The following is a 15199-nucleotide window of genomic DNA, read 5'->3' as shown; positions in this document are numbered from 1 at the left end:
CTGCATTTTACGTTTCGTAATAGTTATAGATCCCAGCCGCCATTACCAACTGCGATGCCACTTCGTACGCTTTCTCGCGCCCGACCAGCAGGTCGATAATCTTCAGCCCGAAATCAATGGATGTGCCCGGCCCCTGACTGGTGAGCAGGTTGACGCGCGGGTCCCACGCGACACGTTTATCCATCCACTGGTCTTCCGGGATTTTATCCTTCAGCGCCGGGAAGCCCGTCATGTTGCCGATGGGGAACAGGTCATGCGGCACCAGTACGGTTGCCGCTGATGCACAAATGGCGGCGACGATACGGCCTGAATGATGAAACTGTCTGACCGTTTCCACCAGCAGCGGGCTGTCGCGGAAGTACTCCGCCCCTTTGATGCCGCCCGGCAGGATGATGATGTCGAAATCACCGTCCGCCACTTCCACCAGCGGCGCATCGGCCAGCAGCTTAACGCCGCGTGAACAGGTAATGGCCAGATTGCCGTCGCTTGCGACGCTAGCGGTGGTGACCTGAATTCCGCCACGCACCAGCAAATCGATTGTGGTGACGGCTTCCATCTCTTCACTACCAGGAGCGAGGCAAATCAGTGCCGACGCGCTCATATTCACTCTCCTTACGTTTAACGCGTTCATACAGGCGGGTATTTTCCGGCACCGGAATACCGTGCGCCCGCGCGCGCTTGAGCAGAAAACCGGTAATGTAGTCGATTTCTGTATGACGCTGCGCGCGAATATCCTGCAACATCGACGAGATATTCTCCGCCGTCAGGTCGATGACCTGGTTGACATAAAATAACAGACTTTCCGGAGAGGTATGAAACCCTTCACGCGTCATGGTCTGCGCCACCTCTTCACAGATACGGGCAATATGCTCCTGATGGTCGCGCAGCGCACCGTTAGGGCAGTCCATCAACGCGGTCAGCGGGTTAATGACGCAGTTGACCGCCAGCTTGCGCCACATGGCAGAGTGGATATTGTCGTGCCAGGCGACGTCCGGCAGAACGTTTTGCAGCGTGACGGCGAGCGCGCTGTAATCGGCCTCATAGCGTTTGGCCGGGCCAATGTGGGTCGTCCCGTTGGCGACGTGGATAATGACGTTGCCATCGCGTCGTGCCGCCTGCGTGGTGGCACCGAGCAGAATCGGCTGCCTGAGGTCATTGAGCTCGATAAGGGTGCCCATGCCGTTATGAATCAGTAAAATCGGCGTGGTATCCGGCAGGTGCGCGGCAAGCGCTCTGACCGCATCGGAGACCTGCCAGGCTTTGAGCGTCACCAGTAGTAAATCGCTTTGTGCCAGAAAGTCAGGATCGTTAGCGGTTAACGACTCATTGAAGACGCTGCCGTCCAGCTCTATCAGGTTCACGCTACAGTAGGGCTGAGGTACGCGTAGCCATCCTTGTACTTCAAATCCTTTTTTGTAGAGCGCCGTCATCCATAGCTGACCCAGCGCGCCACATCCCAATACTGTTATTTTCAAACATCCTCCTTACCACACCAGATGCGACTGGTATGTCATACTTCACGCCGATCACCCGAATAAGTGTGAGTATAGCGCTATCCGCTGAGCTTCCGGGGATAACCAGTTGAGTTATGCCGCGTTGCAGGTATTATGCAACGCAAAAGAAACTAAGGGAGGGGAAAAGATGCCATCTTTCGATATTGTCTCTGAAGTTGATCTTCAGGAAGCGCGTAACGGTGTGGATAACGCGGCCCGTGAGGTTGAGTCACGTTTCGATTTTCGCGGCGTAGAAGCGACCATTGAGCTGAATGAAGCCAATAAAACCATCAAGGTGCTGAGCGAGTCCGATTTCCAGGTGAACCAGCTGCTGGATATTCTGCGTGCCAAGCTGCTGAAACGCGGCATTGAAGGTGCGTCTCTCGACGTGCCGGAAGACTTCGTGCACAGCGGTAAAACCTGGTTTGTTGAAGCTAAGCTGAAGCAGGGCATTGAAAGCGCGGTGCAGAAGAAAATCGTCAAGCTGATTAAAGACAGCAAACTGAAGGTGCAGGCGCAAATTCAGGGCGAAGAGATTCGCGTGACCGGGAAATCCCGCGACGACCTGCAGTCGGTGATGGCGCTGGTGCGCGGCGGCGACCTTGGCCAACCGTTCCAGTTCAAAAACTTCCGCGACTAACGGCGAAAGTACGGCCCACACTCCAGTGCGGGCCGATGCTGCTTAATGGGCGGCAATCACCTGTTCCACCTCAAAACGGTTGGTCACTTTGCTGTCGATTTTGACGTAGGCCGAGTGTTCATCTGCCACCACTAACACCTCTTTCACCCCGTCCGTCGCCAGAAGACGTTCACGCAGAGACTCATCAGCGGCAACATCTTGCGGTATTTCGACGCGCAGACTGCTAACGTACTGCGGCTCCTGCATAGTCATCGACACCAGCAGCCAGACCGTCGCCAGCAGCGCGCCGGCGAGGAATACCGTTTGTGAATCAAACAGGCCGTCAATCCAGCCGCCGAGCGAACCGCCGATGGCTACACCGAGGAACTGGCTGGTGGAATAAATGCCCATTGCCGTGCCTTTGTAGCCCGCCGGGGCTTCTTTGCTGATCAGCGACGGCAGCAGCGCTTCCATCAGGTTAAAGGCGAGGAAGAAAATCTGCACGCCCGCCACCAGCTCCCAGAAGTAGCTGCCGGAACCCCACAGCACAATTTCGGCAATCAGCAGCAGAGCAATGCACAGCACGAATACGCGCTTCATGCGGCGCTTCACTTCCGCGTAGATGATAAACGGTACCACTGCGATAAACGATACCACCATGGTCACCAGATAGATTTTCCAGTGTTCGGCGGCCGGGAACCCAGCGGACTCCAGCTGGCCCGGCAGAGCGACAAAGGTGGACATCAGCAGAATGTGCAGGCACATGATGCCGAAATTAAGCTTCAGCAGCCTCGGCTCCATCAGCACCTTGCTGAAGCAGCCTTTCACCATTCCGGACTCGCGGTTGAGCACGTGGTTTTTGCTGTCCGGCACTACCCACAGGGTGAGCAGAATCCCCAGCGTCGCCAGCCCGGCAATCATCCAGAACAGGGCGTGCAGACCGAGTTTATGGGTGATGATCGGACCTAACACCATCGCAATGGCAAACGTCACGCCGAAGCTGACGCCGATAAACGCCATCGCTTTGGTGCGGTTTTGTTCGCGGGTGAGGTCGGAAAGCAGCGCCATCACCGCAGCGGCAATCGCCCCAGAACCTTGTAGGGCGCGGCCAAGAATAATGCCCCAGATGGAATCGGACAGGGCGGCAATCACGCTGCCCAGTACGAAAATCGCCAGCCCGCCAACGATCAGCGGCTTGCGGCCGACGCGATCGGAAATCAGCCCGAAGGGGATCTGAAATACCGCCTGCGCTAATCCGTAGATGCCAATGGCCAGGCCAATCAACGCTTCGCTGGCGCCCTGCAATGCCATGCCGTATGTGGTCAGAACCGGAAGGACCATAAACATACCGAGCATACGCAAAGAAAATACGGTCCCTAAACCCCAGGTGGCGCGTAACTCACCCGGCGTCATTTTGTAATCGTTCATTCCCACCTCTATATAAAAGCTGGGAGTAGTGTAGTGCGGGGAGAGGGCAGGGTAAACAGAGGGTTAATTAACAAATATTACATTATTGAATCATTTGTGCTGAATAGCGACATTGATGGTAACCCGGCGACGAACTGTCGCCGGGGAAAGAGGCCGATCAGGCGGCCTGCTGACGGATCGCGTCGATCACCTCAAGCGAGCGTAATGCATCTGCTGCATCAATAATTGGCCTGGCCTCGCCGTTAATCACCTGCAGGAAATGACGCAGTTGCAGAATAAACGGGTCGATGGCCTCAACGGGTAACGTCTCCTGCAACAGCGGCGCGTGCCAGCCGCTTTGCTCGCCGTAGCGCCACCAGCGCATCTGCGGAATGGCCAGCGCCCCTTTACTACCGGAGATCAGGTAGCAGTTTTCCGGGGTATGCGCGTAGACCGCGTTCTCCGCTGAGTTCATCTCCCAGCTCCACGGGCTGACGCCGCAGTCGCTCAGCACCGCGCTGCCCAGCGCACCGCAGGCGAGGCGCAGGTTGACCACCGCGCTGTCTTCATTGGCGAAGCCGCGCCCGGCGTTGCTGGTCATCGCCTGCACATCGTCAATTTCGCCCAGCAGATAACGCAGCAGGTCGATGTCGTGTACCAGATTCACCAGCAGCGGCCCGGCGCCCGGTTCGCGCCGCCAGGCGACGTCAAAGTAATCGTGGGGCTTTTGCAGGATCCAGTGCGCCGAGACTGCAACAATCGTTCCCAGTTCACCGCGGTCGATCAGCGATTTTGCCGCTGCGGTCAGCGCATTGTGTCGACGGTGGTGCCCCACCAGTACCGGGACGCCGTGTCGCGTCGCCACCTCCACCAGTTCCTGCGCGCGTTCCGGCGACTCGGCCACCGGTTTTTCCACCAACACCGGAATGCCGCGCTCCACGCAGGCAATGGCATACGGTACGTGCAGAGTATTTGGCGTGGCGTTAATGACCCCCTGCGGCTGGGCCTGATCCAGCATATCGTTGACCTCGGCGTACCACGCCACACCGAGGGATTTCGCCAGCGCTTGCGCCTGTGGTGATGGATCGGCCAGCGCCACCAGTTCGGCCTCTGGCGTTTGCTGAATGACGTCAATGTGTTTGCGCCCGATGGCGCCAGCGCCAATAACGGCAAGACGAATACGGCTCATGATGGGCTCCTGACGGTTGCGGTGAGGGAAGAGGGTTTATCGACCGGTCCAGCCGCCCAGTAGCCTTTGGCGGCCAGGCCGATGACGGTCAGCGCCGCCGGAATGCCGAGGATCAGGAACACCGATTTAAAATCGAGGCCCAGCGCCAGCATTTCCGCGCCAGCGAAGGCGCTGAGGATGGCACCGATACGGCCTACGCCGTGCATCCAGCTGGAGCCTGTTGCGCGGGCCTGGGTGGGATAGAAACGCGCGGAAAGGGCGTTCATTCCGGTATTGGCGCCGTTCAGGCATGCGCCGCTGACGAAGGCGAGCAGGCACAGTAGCGGGAAATTCACGCCCGCGTAGCCAATCGCCATGGTAAACAGTCCTCCAACGGCGAAAATTACCCCCAGCGCCCGGTGCGGATCGATCCGGTCCATTAGCCAGCCGGCGAATAGCGAGCCGACGGTGCCGCCCGCCTGGTAGATGGCGGTCATAATCGCCGCCTGGCTGACGGTCAGGCCAATCTCTTTCACCAGCGTCGGTAGCCAGCTACCGAGGATATAGACCAGGAACAGCCCCATAAAATAGACCAGCCACAGCATCAGCGAGCCGAACAGATACTCCCGCGACAGCACGATGCGCATGGCGCTGCTTTTGACGGGCTGCTGCGGCAGAATAAACTGCACGTTTTCACTGACCTGACCGGGGTAAAACCGTTGCAGAATAGCGTGGATCCGCGCGGTGGGAGCCTGCTTGATCACCAGAAAACGCGCCGATTCCGGTAGCTTCCAGATAAGAATGGGGGCGAACAGCAGCGGCAGCACACCGCCCAGCGCCATCAGCGAGTGCCAGCCGAACTGTGGAATCAGCCATGAAGCGGCAAACCCGCCAATAGCGGCGCCGAAGGTGAAACCGCAGAAAATCACGGTGATGATAAACGAACGTTTTCGTTCCGGCGCATACTCTGACACCAGCGTACTCATGTTCGGCATCGCCGCGCCCAGCCCGAGGCCGGTCATAAAGCGGAAGAAGATCATCTGCTCAATGTTCTGGGAAAACGCCGTCGCTACCGTCCAGAAACCGAAGAAAAAGACGCTATTGATGATGATTTTCTTGCGTCCCAGCCAGTCGGCGAGCGGGCCGGAAAATAGCGCCCCAAGCGCCAGGCCGATTAGCGCGGTGCTGATGACAAAGCCCAGTTCGTGGTTACTGACGCCCCACTCCTGCTTAAGCGTTGGCGCGATAAAACCCATGATGGCAATATCGAAACCGTCCAGCGCGATGACGCAAAAACCGAGGAAAATAACCAGCTTCTGATAACGGCTGAGCGGGTTGGAATTGATTAACTCTCTGACATCCAGGCGTTGTGTCTGTGACATAGCGTACCCCCGATTACAGGAAGGATTGTGCAGCGTTAAACAGCAGCTGTGCGCGTTGTTGCGCCGGCAAAGCCCCCTGAGCACCGGCCAGCGGGACTTCCAGCGAAATGGGCAGCGTTGCCGGTAGCGCCGCCAGCAGGCCGTGTAGATCCAGCTCGCCTTCGCCCGGTATCCGGCGCGCGCAGCGGGCCTGGTAAATCAGTTCCTGCGTCTCTGTGGGAATACGCGCTGGGGCGTCACACAGCTGCATGTAGTTCAACTGCTGTGGCGCCAGCGTGGCTAACGTCTCCAGCGATTCCCCCGCGCGCCAGAAGTGGATGGCATCGACCAGAATACCCACGTTGTGCTGGCCGCTGGCGGCAATCAACGCCTGGGCGCTGGCAAGCGTCGGCAGATGAGTCCACGGCATCGGTTCCAGATTCATGGTCAGCCCGTAGGCTGCGCCTGCCTGTGCTAGTTGGGCCAGGTTCTCCGCACAGCGGGCCAGATTGTCGTCATTGCCGGCCACCAGCACCTGCTGAGCTTCCAGCCGGGCGGCGGTTTCCAGGAACGGGCGCAGCGCTTCAAGGCTGAAGTCCGGCGTCAGCCGCACGATCTCCACGTCGGAGACGCGGATGCCGGTATCGCGCAGCGCGGCCAGGGTTTCGCGTACAGTTGGAGTATCGCCGAGCATGTCGTAATCGGGATCGTCAGGGGTCGCAGGCAGCAGACGAATGCCCACGTGGCTAAAGCCGGTGCGTGCCGCGATGCGCACGTGTTCCGGCGGTGGAACGTCCAGCACGGTGAGTGCTGCTAGCGAGAGAGAACGCATATTCATACAGACTCCAGTACAGTTGCAGGTAAGATTTGTTGTTATGTTTGGCGCCGTTCCCTGGCTAAATGCGTAATATTTTTAAGATGTTATATTTTTGGCGAAGTTTTTCCCCACCAGATAACCGAAGGTCATGGCAGGGCCAAGCGTGATGCCGCCGCTGGGGTAGAACCCCTGCATCACGCTCGACATATCGTTACCCACGGCAAACAGGCCGGGGATCGGGCGTTGTTTTACGTCGAGCACCCGCGCTTGCTCATCGGTTTTCAGTCCGCTGAACGAGCCGAGCGAGCCGGGGAGAATACGCACCGCATAGTACGGAGCCTTTTCCAGCGCCCCCAGCGTGGGGCTGGGCTGGTGGCTGGCATCGCCCTGCGCGCGGTTGTAGGCGGAAGCGCCGCGCTGGAAGTCGTCATCGCGCCCCTGACGGGCAAAGTCGTTGAAGCGCGCGACGGTAGCGCTGAGTGCCGGGCCGTCGATGCTGCATTTTTGCGCCAGCTCTGCCAGCGTGCTGGCACTTTGCAGGTAACCGGTACGCAGCCAGGCTTTTACCGGGAACGGCGTGGGCCGCGCGTGACCGAGGCCGTAACGGTGCAGCGCCTGGCTGTCGGCAATCAGCCACGCCGCCGGTTTTTCGCCCTCCGGCGTGGCGTCGATCAGCGCGGCGATAAAGTCATGGTAAGAGTCCGCTTCATTAACGAAGCGTTTGCCGTTGTCCCGCACCGCAATAAACCCCGGCTTAGCGCGCTCAACGAGGTGCGGAAAGGCCAGCTGTATGCCGCTGGCCAGCGACACGCGCGACACCGGCGCCCACGCCATCGGGTGTTTGAGTGAGCGATCAAACTGCCCGCCGGCCGTTTCGCCAAGGCGAATGCCATCGCCCTGATTCCCCGGCGGTGCGGCGGAAAAATGACCGTAGCCCGGTGCTGCGTGGGGTACCTGTTCTGCCAGTCGCTGCTTGTCGTGCGGGAAACCTCCGCAGGCCAGCACAACCGCACGGGCGTTGACCTGAATTTCGCCATCATCGCTACTCAGTATGGCTCCGGTCACGCCGCTGGCGTTTTGTAACAGCCGCGTCACCGGGGCGTTGAGCTGAAAACTGACCTTGGCGTCCAGCGCTGAACGTAGCAGGCGAGCCACCAGCGCGTTACCGTTGACCAGATGGCGGCCGCGCCCGTGGCGCAGTCGCTGCCAGCCATGACGCGCGAGCCGTCGTGCGGCATACAGTGCGGATCGCGGCGAGCGAGTGGCGTTAAAAAAGTGCGCCATATCCTCGCCGCCAGCGATGCCCATTCCCGCCAGACTGATGGTTTCAAGCGGTGGACGCAGGCGATGCAGCCAGTCGCCCAGCTCGCGAGCGTCATAGGGTTGAGCGGTAACCGAACGACCGCCGTTAACGAAGCCCTGGCTGTTGTGAAAGTCCGGCATTTTACTGCCAGACACAAATTGCACGGCGGTACGGCGACGGAAAAAATCCACCATCTCCGGCCCGTAACGTAAAAAAGTCCGCAGGCGCGCATCGGCCGGACGTCCCTCCATTTCGGCCTGAAGATAGGCCAGCGGTGCGGCGTCATCCTCGATAATACCCTCCTCGCGGGCGAGTGGATTCTGTGGTATCCACAGCCAGCCTCCGGACCAGGCGCTGGTGCCGCCAATCGTCGACTCTTTTTCAGCGACCAGCACTCGCGCGCCGTGCAGCGCCGCGGTCACTGCGGCTGACAGCCCCGCCGCACCGGAGCCGATGACCAGCATATCCACCTCAACGAGCCTGCTCATGTATGCCTCCTTATTGCAGCGGGGAGAAATCGGTCGGGCGCATCAGGACCGACTCCAGACGTTCAACCGCTGCCAGCTCGCGGTTTTTACGCGAGAAGGTCAGCCAACGCTCATCCTGTGCCATACGCGCGCGCCGCACCAGGCGATCGTCCAGGCTTTCGTAAGCCCAGATGTGAACCACCTGATTGACTACGCCAATCTCGGTAAAGAAGAAGCCTATTAGCTTACCGAGATGCTCAGTCTGGACCGCAAAGGCGTCGCTTTTGTACAGCGCGAGCCAGTCAGCCATCTTCAGCGGATTGATGGTGTAGGTGCGTTTTTCGTAGATCATGATGCTTCTCCTGAAGTGAGTGGGGATGTGTTGGTCATATGCACTGCGGCGAGATAGCCGAAGGTGAGCGCCGGGCCGAGGGTGATCCCAGGGCCGGGGTAGGTGCCCGCCATCAGCGAGTCCATGTCGTTGCCGACGGCGTATAGCCCACCGATGGGCTGGCCCTGCTGGTTAATCACCTGCGCGTCGGCGGTGGTGACCAGCCCGCGCGAGGTGCCCAGATCGCCGGTAAACAGTTTGATGGCGTAAAACGGCGCGCTTAACAGCGGCGCGTTACAGGCGTTCGGGCGGTGTGCCGCATCGCCCATCGCGCGGTTGTAGCTGTTGCCGCCTTTATTGAATTCGCTGTCGTGGCCAGTTTGTGCGTCCTGGTTATAATCGGCGACGGTCTGCTCAAGCTGCTGCGGGTCGATACCCAACTGCTGCGCCAGCTCGCCCAGGCTCTGCGCCTGATGCAGATACCCGGCGTTGACCAGCGCATCGTTATTGACCGGCGCTGGACGCGCCAGCCCCAGGCCATAGCGCTTCATCGCATTCGCGTCGCAAAGCAGATAGCAGGGAGCGTTCTCCGGCTGTTGCTGCATGGCGCTGGCGAAGTGGTGGTAGGAGTTGGACTCATTGACGAAGCGTAGGCCGTGCTGGTTGACGGCAATCATCCCCGGCTTGGCGCGGTCGGTGACCAGGTGCGGAAACCGCTCTTTGCTGCCGTCCGGACGGCGCAGCACGGAGACCGGCGCCCAGAAGAAGTTAGATGGCAGATCGGCCCCCTGACGGGCATCAACGCCTAGCCCCAGCTGAAATGCGGCGCCATCATTGGTCGCGGGCGACATGGTGTAGTGCTGCTGAGTTGCGGGGCGGAACTGCGGCGCAATACGCCCGGCGGCGAATCCTCCGGCGGCCAGCACCACGCCGCGACGCGCGTGCAGTGCGACCGATTTGCCGTCGCGCTCAATTTCGACGCCGGTGACGCGACCATTCTGCTCCGTCAACGATTTCACCGTCACGTTAAGCTCCAGCTCCAGCCCTTTGCGCAGCGCCAGCGTGGCCATGCGGGCGATCAGCGCGTTGCCCATTGCCAGACGGGTGCCACGATGGTGACGCAGTCGGTCGCGTCCGTAGCGCAGCAGCAGCTTTGCGCAGTGGCGGAATGAGCGCCATGAGCGTCGCATATCGAGGAAATGCTGAATATCGACGCGGTTAACCATCATGCCGCCAAACAGCAGCATCCCCGGCGGCGGTGAGCGTAGCGTTTTAAAGTGTTCGCCCAGCTCGCGCCCGTCGTACTCCACCACTTCCAGCGCGCGGCCCACGTCGACTGCGCCGGGCTCATCCGGGTAATAGTCCGGCGACAGGGGGCGCAGGCTATATTTCACCGCGCCTTGCTGCTCGAGAAAGGCCAGCGCGTCACGCCCGGCGTGAACAAACGCATCCACCATCTCCGGGCGATAATGGGTGTCGCCAATAATGGTGCGCAGGTAGGTTTTTATCTCCTCAGGGGAGCCGCTTTTGCCGAGGTGGCGCGCCTGGTCGGTATCGTTGATCCACACCGCGCCGCCGGAGATCGCCGACGTGCCGCCAAAGTGCGGCGCTTTTTCCAGCATCAGCACGGAGAGCCCTTTGCAGCAGGCCGTCACGGCGGCGGCAAACCCCGCCGCACCGCTGCCGATAACGATCACGTCCCAGCTTTTCATGCGGCGACCTCATGTGGTGAGGGTATCGCACCGATGAACTGCCCCATCAGCTCCATCTGCGCTAGCGCCATTTCCGGCCCGGTTTGCGTGCGGCAGCCACGCTCGCTGGCGAAGGCCAGCAGCGGGGTGACAACCGGTGCGGTGACGACATCGGCAACGTGCGTGGCGGCGGTTAACGTTTCAAGCAGCGCTGGGCTTAGCGGCAGCGGATCGAAGCCCGCCATACCCGCAGGAGAACCGTTGACCAGCAGATCGATTTCCGCCAGCGATTCGGGCAGGGCGGTGAGGTGGACGCTCGGGAAATGGGTGGCGAGACGATTCTCCAGACGCTGGCGGCTGGCGTCGTCGCGATCGTGCAGGGCCAGACTGTGGATGCCCGCTTCGCACAGACTCCAGGCGATGGCGCTACCGACGCCGCCGCAGCCGGTGAGCAGGGCGCGCTTGCCGACGGTGGCAAAACCGTGCGCGTCGGCGGCGCGCAGGAAGCCGACGCCGTCAAGCATATCGCCCTCTAAGCGGCCGTCCGCCAGCTTGCGAACTACGTTGACCGCATTCAGATGACGGGCGCGCGATGTCAGGCTATCCAGCAGCCCGGCAACGCGCTGTTTATGGGGAACGGTAACCAAAATACCGCTCATATTCTGCCAGCCGCGCAGGGCGTTCAGATAGTCGGCAACGGCTTCCGGCGCGATATCGACCGGGATCATTACCTTATCCATGCTCTGGCTGGCAAAGTAGTGGTTAAAGTTTTCCGGTGATTTCACCTGGGTAATGGGATGCCCGATAACGGCGACGACCTGAGTAAATCCGCTGACCATTGCTCACCTCGCTTGTTAATAAACTGTTGCGTAAGTATTTCAATGGAAGCGGTGAGCGACAACGCAGAATTCGGACGGGTTGGTTGTTAATCGCACCGACAGTGCGATAATCGCAGTATTCGACTCCCTCTGTTGCAAAAGTGTGAACAACTATGCAAAACGAGATTCATCAACGCGATCTGATTGTGGGGCTGCAAAAGGGGCTGGCGCTGATCCAGCTTTTTTCAAAGGCGAACCCGCGTCTGACGGTGCCGCAGGCGGCGAAAATGAGCGGGTTGACGCAGAGCGCGGCTCGCCGATTTTTCCTGACGCTGGTACACGACGGCTATCTGGATACCGATGGGCGCTATTACTGGCTGATGGCGAAAACGCTGCGTTTGGGGCAGGCCTACGTTGATTCCGCGCAGTTCCCGCGTATGGTACGGCCGATTGTTGAATATGTTGCTAGTCGTACAGAGGAACACGCGTCGGTGGGGGTGATCGATGACAACGAGCTGGTCTATATTGCCCGCAGCAAACATACGCCGTTTAACTCAACTTCTGTACGGCTCGGTGAACGAGTGCCGATTCACTGCACCGCGGGCGGTCGCTTGTGGTTAGCCTCGTTGCCGGAAGCTGAATGCGAGGCTGTGTTGCAGCGAGTAGCCCGCGAGCAGCGAACGCCTTACACGGTGACGGATGTACCGATATTGATGGAGCGTATCGCGCAGGTTCGTCGTCAGGGATACGCCTCTATTGAGCAGGAGTTTGAGATAGGTATGCTGGTGATCGCCGTTCCACTTGCTGATAGGGAAGGGCTGTACTGGGGAGCGTTGAGTCTGACCAGCCACCAGTCGCGCACGTCGCTGGAGGCGCTGTGCCGGGATCATCTCGATCTGCTGTATAGCGCGCAGGCGATGCTGGTGGGCTAGCCAGGTGAAAAAAATTGGGTGCGTTGAGAATACCTGGTAGCATCAGGAGTGGCGGGGATGACTCCCATAAGCGCTAACTTAAGGGTTGAACCATCTGAAGAATGCGACGCCTCGGTGCCTCGTTAAGACGATGCCTCGCGTTCTTCAATTGCGTTTTGTAGGCTGTCAGGGATACTGTCCCACGAATGGCCACCTGTAAGCTCCAGATGACCATTTTTGTTATTCTCCACAACGAGTTAGTTCTTCTTTTCGGATCCGGCACTTCTGGGGGGGAAATCCAGCGATGGCTGGATTATGTCGTCAATTAAAAATGCGGCGAGTAGATTAGCAAATATCCACGCTTTCGCGAGTTCAGGTTCCTTTGCACGCAAAGCATCCAGGTGCAGCAAACTTTTGAGCCGCTTAAAAGCCAGTTCAATTTGCCATCGCAGACGGTAACAATCAGCCACTTGCTCTGCTGAATATTCATCTTCCGGTAATGATGTTAGCAATAGCACATGGCCCGCTGCTTCCAGCGTTTCCGCCTGAACTACTCGTCCTTTTCGACGATTCTCGCTGAGCAGTCGGGTTTTACTGATTAATGCTTTTTCGGGAGGAAGTGATACGGCAATGAGACGTGCCGGAAAGGGAGCTCCGGCTTTTTTATTACCTGAATTGCCTATCATTACAGTGGTTTCACCGTTCTTACCGCAATCCAGCCCGCGCAGAAAACCCATCATGTCAAAGCGCATTCCTTCTGCAGTTAACCAGCGCAATCCTCGCCAGTGAACCCGGACGATATAATCAGCTTCTCCAAAAGCAAGTGAGCGGATACATTCGGGACGCGAACCGAATCCCCGGTCAGCAATGCGTATCTCGTCTGCCGTTTGCGCAAATCGGTCCAGCCGTTCAGCGTCTCTGCTGTCGGTTAGCTCAAAATCAGTGAACTGACAGGTATGAGGATCATATCCCATATGTAGTCGCCATTCAGCGCTGCCGCCCCCGGGCGCACTGATTGCTGTTCCATCGACAAGACGCAATCTCTTTCCGCTTGTACAACCCGTAACTGCGGCGCGTACAGCAAGTGTTTGTGCGGCAAGTATGCCAAACCAGTCGGCGGCATTCCGCAGCCGCTTCAGGAGAGCCACGTCAGATAATGTTGCAACGTCATGGAGCTGAGCCCATGCAGTGACTTCACGTAATGACATCCCCCCGGGGCCGTAAGCCAGCCCCAGACGTAGCAGAGTTGCAGCATCACGAATTTCGCGGCGGCGGGTTAGAGCCCCGGCATTACGTGCCGAAGTATCCAGTTCTTCGGGCTTACCAATATGGGCCAGAATTGCTGACCAGTTATCGTGAGAGTAATTCATCGGCACGTTAAATCATATCAGGCGTAATACCACAACCCTTAAGTTAGCGCTTATGGGATGACTCCCCGCCGGGTCTCTTACTTAACAGATTCGTAGTCTGTGAAGACGGCGACCTCCGTATGCCCGCTGCGGATACGGACCGCGCAAAGATCTTTGCGCGTGACCAGTACCGACATCACGACGGTAATACAGAGGACAATCAGGGCAACAATCACTACCTTGTTCCGTTTCATAGGCTACTTCTCCTTGACCCTAAGGTCGGTAAGAGGCTAACCTAATACTGGTTGGTATTTAGGGGCCTCAGATTAATGTTAAGCGTCTTGCCGGACGCAGAATGTTATCTGGGGCTTTTGTCTATCTGCCTTTCACATCATGCTCAAGACAAACAGTCTCAAGCACCCGTTGCGATTCTATACCTCTTCCCCTCGAATGAGCTGCCTGAACGCTGGCCTCGCCGCTATTTAGGAAAACATCAATATCGGGTGCTGGCGCTTTTCTTCAGGCAATAAAAAACCCCGCCGAAGCGAGGTTTTTATCAAACGGTGTCTCTTTACCAGACGTAAGTCAGCAGGTTCTGAGAATTCGGCACCATAAAGTCGACCGACATCATCACGCTGAGCGCGGTAATGGCGATGATAGAGAAGCCGAACAGCTTGCGCGCCCAGACTTTATCATCTTCCACGTTGTAACCGCGCAGCGCCATGCCGAGCCACCATACGCTCACCGCAGCGGCAACAATCAGGTATTTATAACCCGCGTAGCCGCCAAGCGTTAGCATCAGCGTGGCGATAGCAAAAGCGACGATGTACAGCGTAATGTGATTTTTTGCCACCGAAATGCCCTTCACCACCGGCAGTACCGGGATGTTCGCTGCCTGATAATCCTTAAAACGGAAAATCGCGATAGCGTAGGAGTGGGGCATCTGCCACAGGCTGAAGATCGCCAGCAGAATCAGCGCGCCGCTGTCAAAGGTGCCGGATACTGCGCAGTAGCCAATCACCGGCGGCGCAGCGCCGGAGAGAGAACCAATCAGCGTGCCGTAAACGGAGTGGCGCTTCATGTACAGGCTGTAAACGCCGACATAAACCACGAACCCCATTACCCCCAGCCAGCAGGCGAGGGGATTGGCGCCGAACCACAGCAGCATGAAGCCAGCGAGACCCAGCAAAGTGGCGTAGACCAGCGACGTTTTTGGCGCAATCAGTCCCTTAACCAGCACTCGGTTCTTCGTTCGCTCCATCTTACGGTCGATGTCACGATCGATGTAGTTGTTGAAAACACAACCCGAGGCGACCACCAGAGACACACCGAGAAGCGTCCAGACGAACAGCGGATAGTCGATGTGACCTTTGGAGGCCAGCAGGAAACCGCCGATCACGGAGATCAGGTTGCCAAAAATGATGCCAGGCTTCGTTACTTGCAGGTATCGCTTAAACATACTCG

Annotated in this window: 15 protein-coding genes; 2 read left to right on the top strand and 13 right to left on the bottom strand. The window is 58.5% G+C overall.

The features are described from left to right. Nucleotides 1-7 precede the first annotated feature (7 nt). Nucleotides 8-601 (bottom strand): protein deglycase YajL, encoded by a 594-nt coding sequence (yajL, locus tag H7R76_RS18030; RefSeq protein ID WP_182965998.1) that lies wholly within the window; start codon nt 599-601, stop codon nt 8-10. Then, a complete protein-coding gene (panE, locus tag H7R76_RS18025; RefSeq protein ID WP_106928018.1) occupies nt 564-1475 on the bottom strand; it encodes a 2-dehydropantoate 2-reductase in 912 nt (303 codons plus the stop codon). The genes yajL and panE overlap by 38 nt, the downstream gene beginning before the upstream one ends. Nucleotides 1476-1641: 166 nt before the next feature. Here panE and H7R76_RS18020 point away from each other — a divergent pair, with 166 nt between their 5' ends. After that, nucleotides 1642-2133: a YajQ family cyclic di-GMP-binding protein gene (locus H7R76_RS18020; RefSeq protein ID WP_106928016.1), complete on the top strand. Its 492-nt coding sequence runs from the start codon at nt 1642-1644 to the stop codon at nt 2131-2133. Between the two features lie 42 nt (nt 2134-2175). On the opposite strand, the gene H7R76_RS18015 is transcribed toward H7R76_RS18020, so the two are convergent. The 8 genes from H7R76_RS18015 to H7R76_RS17980 all read right to left on the bottom strand — a co-directional run bounded on the left by H7R76_RS18015 (nt 2176) and on the right by H7R76_RS17980 (nt 11496). Beyond that, complete coding sequence (locus H7R76_RS18015; protein WP_106928014.1) at nt 2176-3540, bottom strand: MFS transporter; 1365 nt, start codon at nt 3538-3540, stop codon at nt 2176-2178. Nucleotides 3541-3697: 157 nt separating this feature from the next. Beyond that, nucleotides 3698-4708 (bottom strand): Gfo/Idh/MocA family protein, encoded by a 1011-nt coding sequence (locus H7R76_RS18010; RefSeq protein ID WP_182965996.1) that lies wholly within the window; start codon nt 4706-4708, stop codon nt 3698-3700. Next, on the bottom strand, nt 4705-6069 hold the full coding sequence (locus H7R76_RS18005; RefSeq protein ID WP_182928325.1) for an MFS transporter: 1365 nt from the start codon (nt 6067-6069) through the stop codon (nt 4705-4707). Before H7R76_RS18005 ends, H7R76_RS18010 begins: the two co-directional genes overlap by 4 nt. 13 nt (nt 6070-6082) lie before the next feature. Continuing rightward, nucleotides 6083-6886 (bottom strand): sugar phosphate isomerase/epimerase family protein, encoded by an 804-nt coding sequence (locus tag H7R76_RS18000; RefSeq protein WP_182929390.1) that lies wholly within the window; start codon nt 6884-6886, stop codon nt 6083-6085. 75 nt (nt 6887-6961) lie between these two features. Then, the gene (locus H7R76_RS17995) at nt 6962-8656 is read right to left on the bottom strand and encodes an FAD-dependent oxidoreductase (protein WP_182965994.1); all 1695 of its coding nucleotides are present in this window, start codon (nt 8654-8656) and stop codon (nt 6962-6964) included. 10 nt (nt 8657-8666) lie between these two features. After that, a complete protein-coding gene (locus tag H7R76_RS17990; RefSeq protein WP_106928004.1) occupies nt 8667-8987 on the bottom strand; it encodes an NIPSNAP family protein in 321 nt (106 codons plus the stop codon). After that, a complete protein-coding gene (locus tag H7R76_RS17985; RefSeq protein ID WP_182965992.1) occupies nt 8984-10678 on the bottom strand; it encodes an FAD-dependent oxidoreductase in 1695 nt (564 codons plus the stop codon). The genes H7R76_RS17990 and H7R76_RS17985 overlap by 4 nt, the downstream gene beginning before the upstream one ends. Continuing rightward, nucleotides 10675-11496, bottom strand: coding sequence for a shikimate dehydrogenase family protein (locus tag H7R76_RS17980; protein WP_182965990.1), 822 nt, complete (start codon nt 11494-11496; stop codon nt 10675-10677). The genes H7R76_RS17985 and H7R76_RS17980 overlap by 4 nt, the downstream gene beginning before the upstream one ends. A 152-nt stretch (nt 11497-11648) precedes the next feature. On the opposite strand from H7R76_RS17980, the gene H7R76_RS17975 reads away from it, so the two are divergent. After that, nucleotides 11649-12407: an IclR family transcriptional regulator domain-containing protein gene (locus H7R76_RS17975; RefSeq protein ID WP_106927998.1), complete on the top strand. Its 759-nt coding sequence runs from the start codon at nt 11649-11651 to the stop codon at nt 12405-12407. 236 nt (nt 12408-12643) lie between these two features. Here the strand turns inward: H7R76_RS17975 and H7R76_RS17970 are convergent, their stop codons facing one another. The 3 genes from H7R76_RS17970 to cyoE all read right to left on the bottom strand — a co-directional run bounded on the left by H7R76_RS17970 (nt 12644) and on the right by cyoE (nt 15194). After that, nucleotides 12644-13756 carry an IS4-like element IS421 family transposase gene (locus H7R76_RS17970; protein WP_001300563.1) on the bottom strand — a complete coding sequence of 371 codons (1113 nt, stop codon included), beginning with the start codon at nt 13754-13756 and terminating at the stop codon, nt 12644-12646. Between the two features lie 77 nt (nt 13757-13833). Beyond that, complete coding sequence (locus H7R76_RS17965; protein WP_182929387.1) at nt 13834-13989, bottom strand: Hok/Gef family protein; 156 nt, start codon at nt 13987-13989, stop codon at nt 13834-13836. Between the two features lie 317 nt (nt 13990-14306). Further along, nucleotides 14307-15194 (bottom strand): heme o synthase, encoded by an 888-nt coding sequence (cyoE, locus tag H7R76_RS17960; RefSeq protein WP_106927994.1) that lies wholly within the window; start codon nt 15192-15194, stop codon nt 14307-14309. Between the last annotated feature and the right edge of the window lie 5 nt (nt 15195-15199).

Source organism: Klebsiella sp. WP8-S18-ESBL-06 (assembly GCF_014169755.1).
In the GTDB taxonomy this organism is placed as follows: Bacteria; Pseudomonadota; Gammaproteobacteria; order Enterobacterales; family Enterobacteriaceae; genus Kluyvera; species Kluyvera ascorbata_B.
The sequence above is the reverse complement of the archived record's forward strand: the minus strand, read 5'-3'. Positions and strand labels throughout refer to the sequence as shown.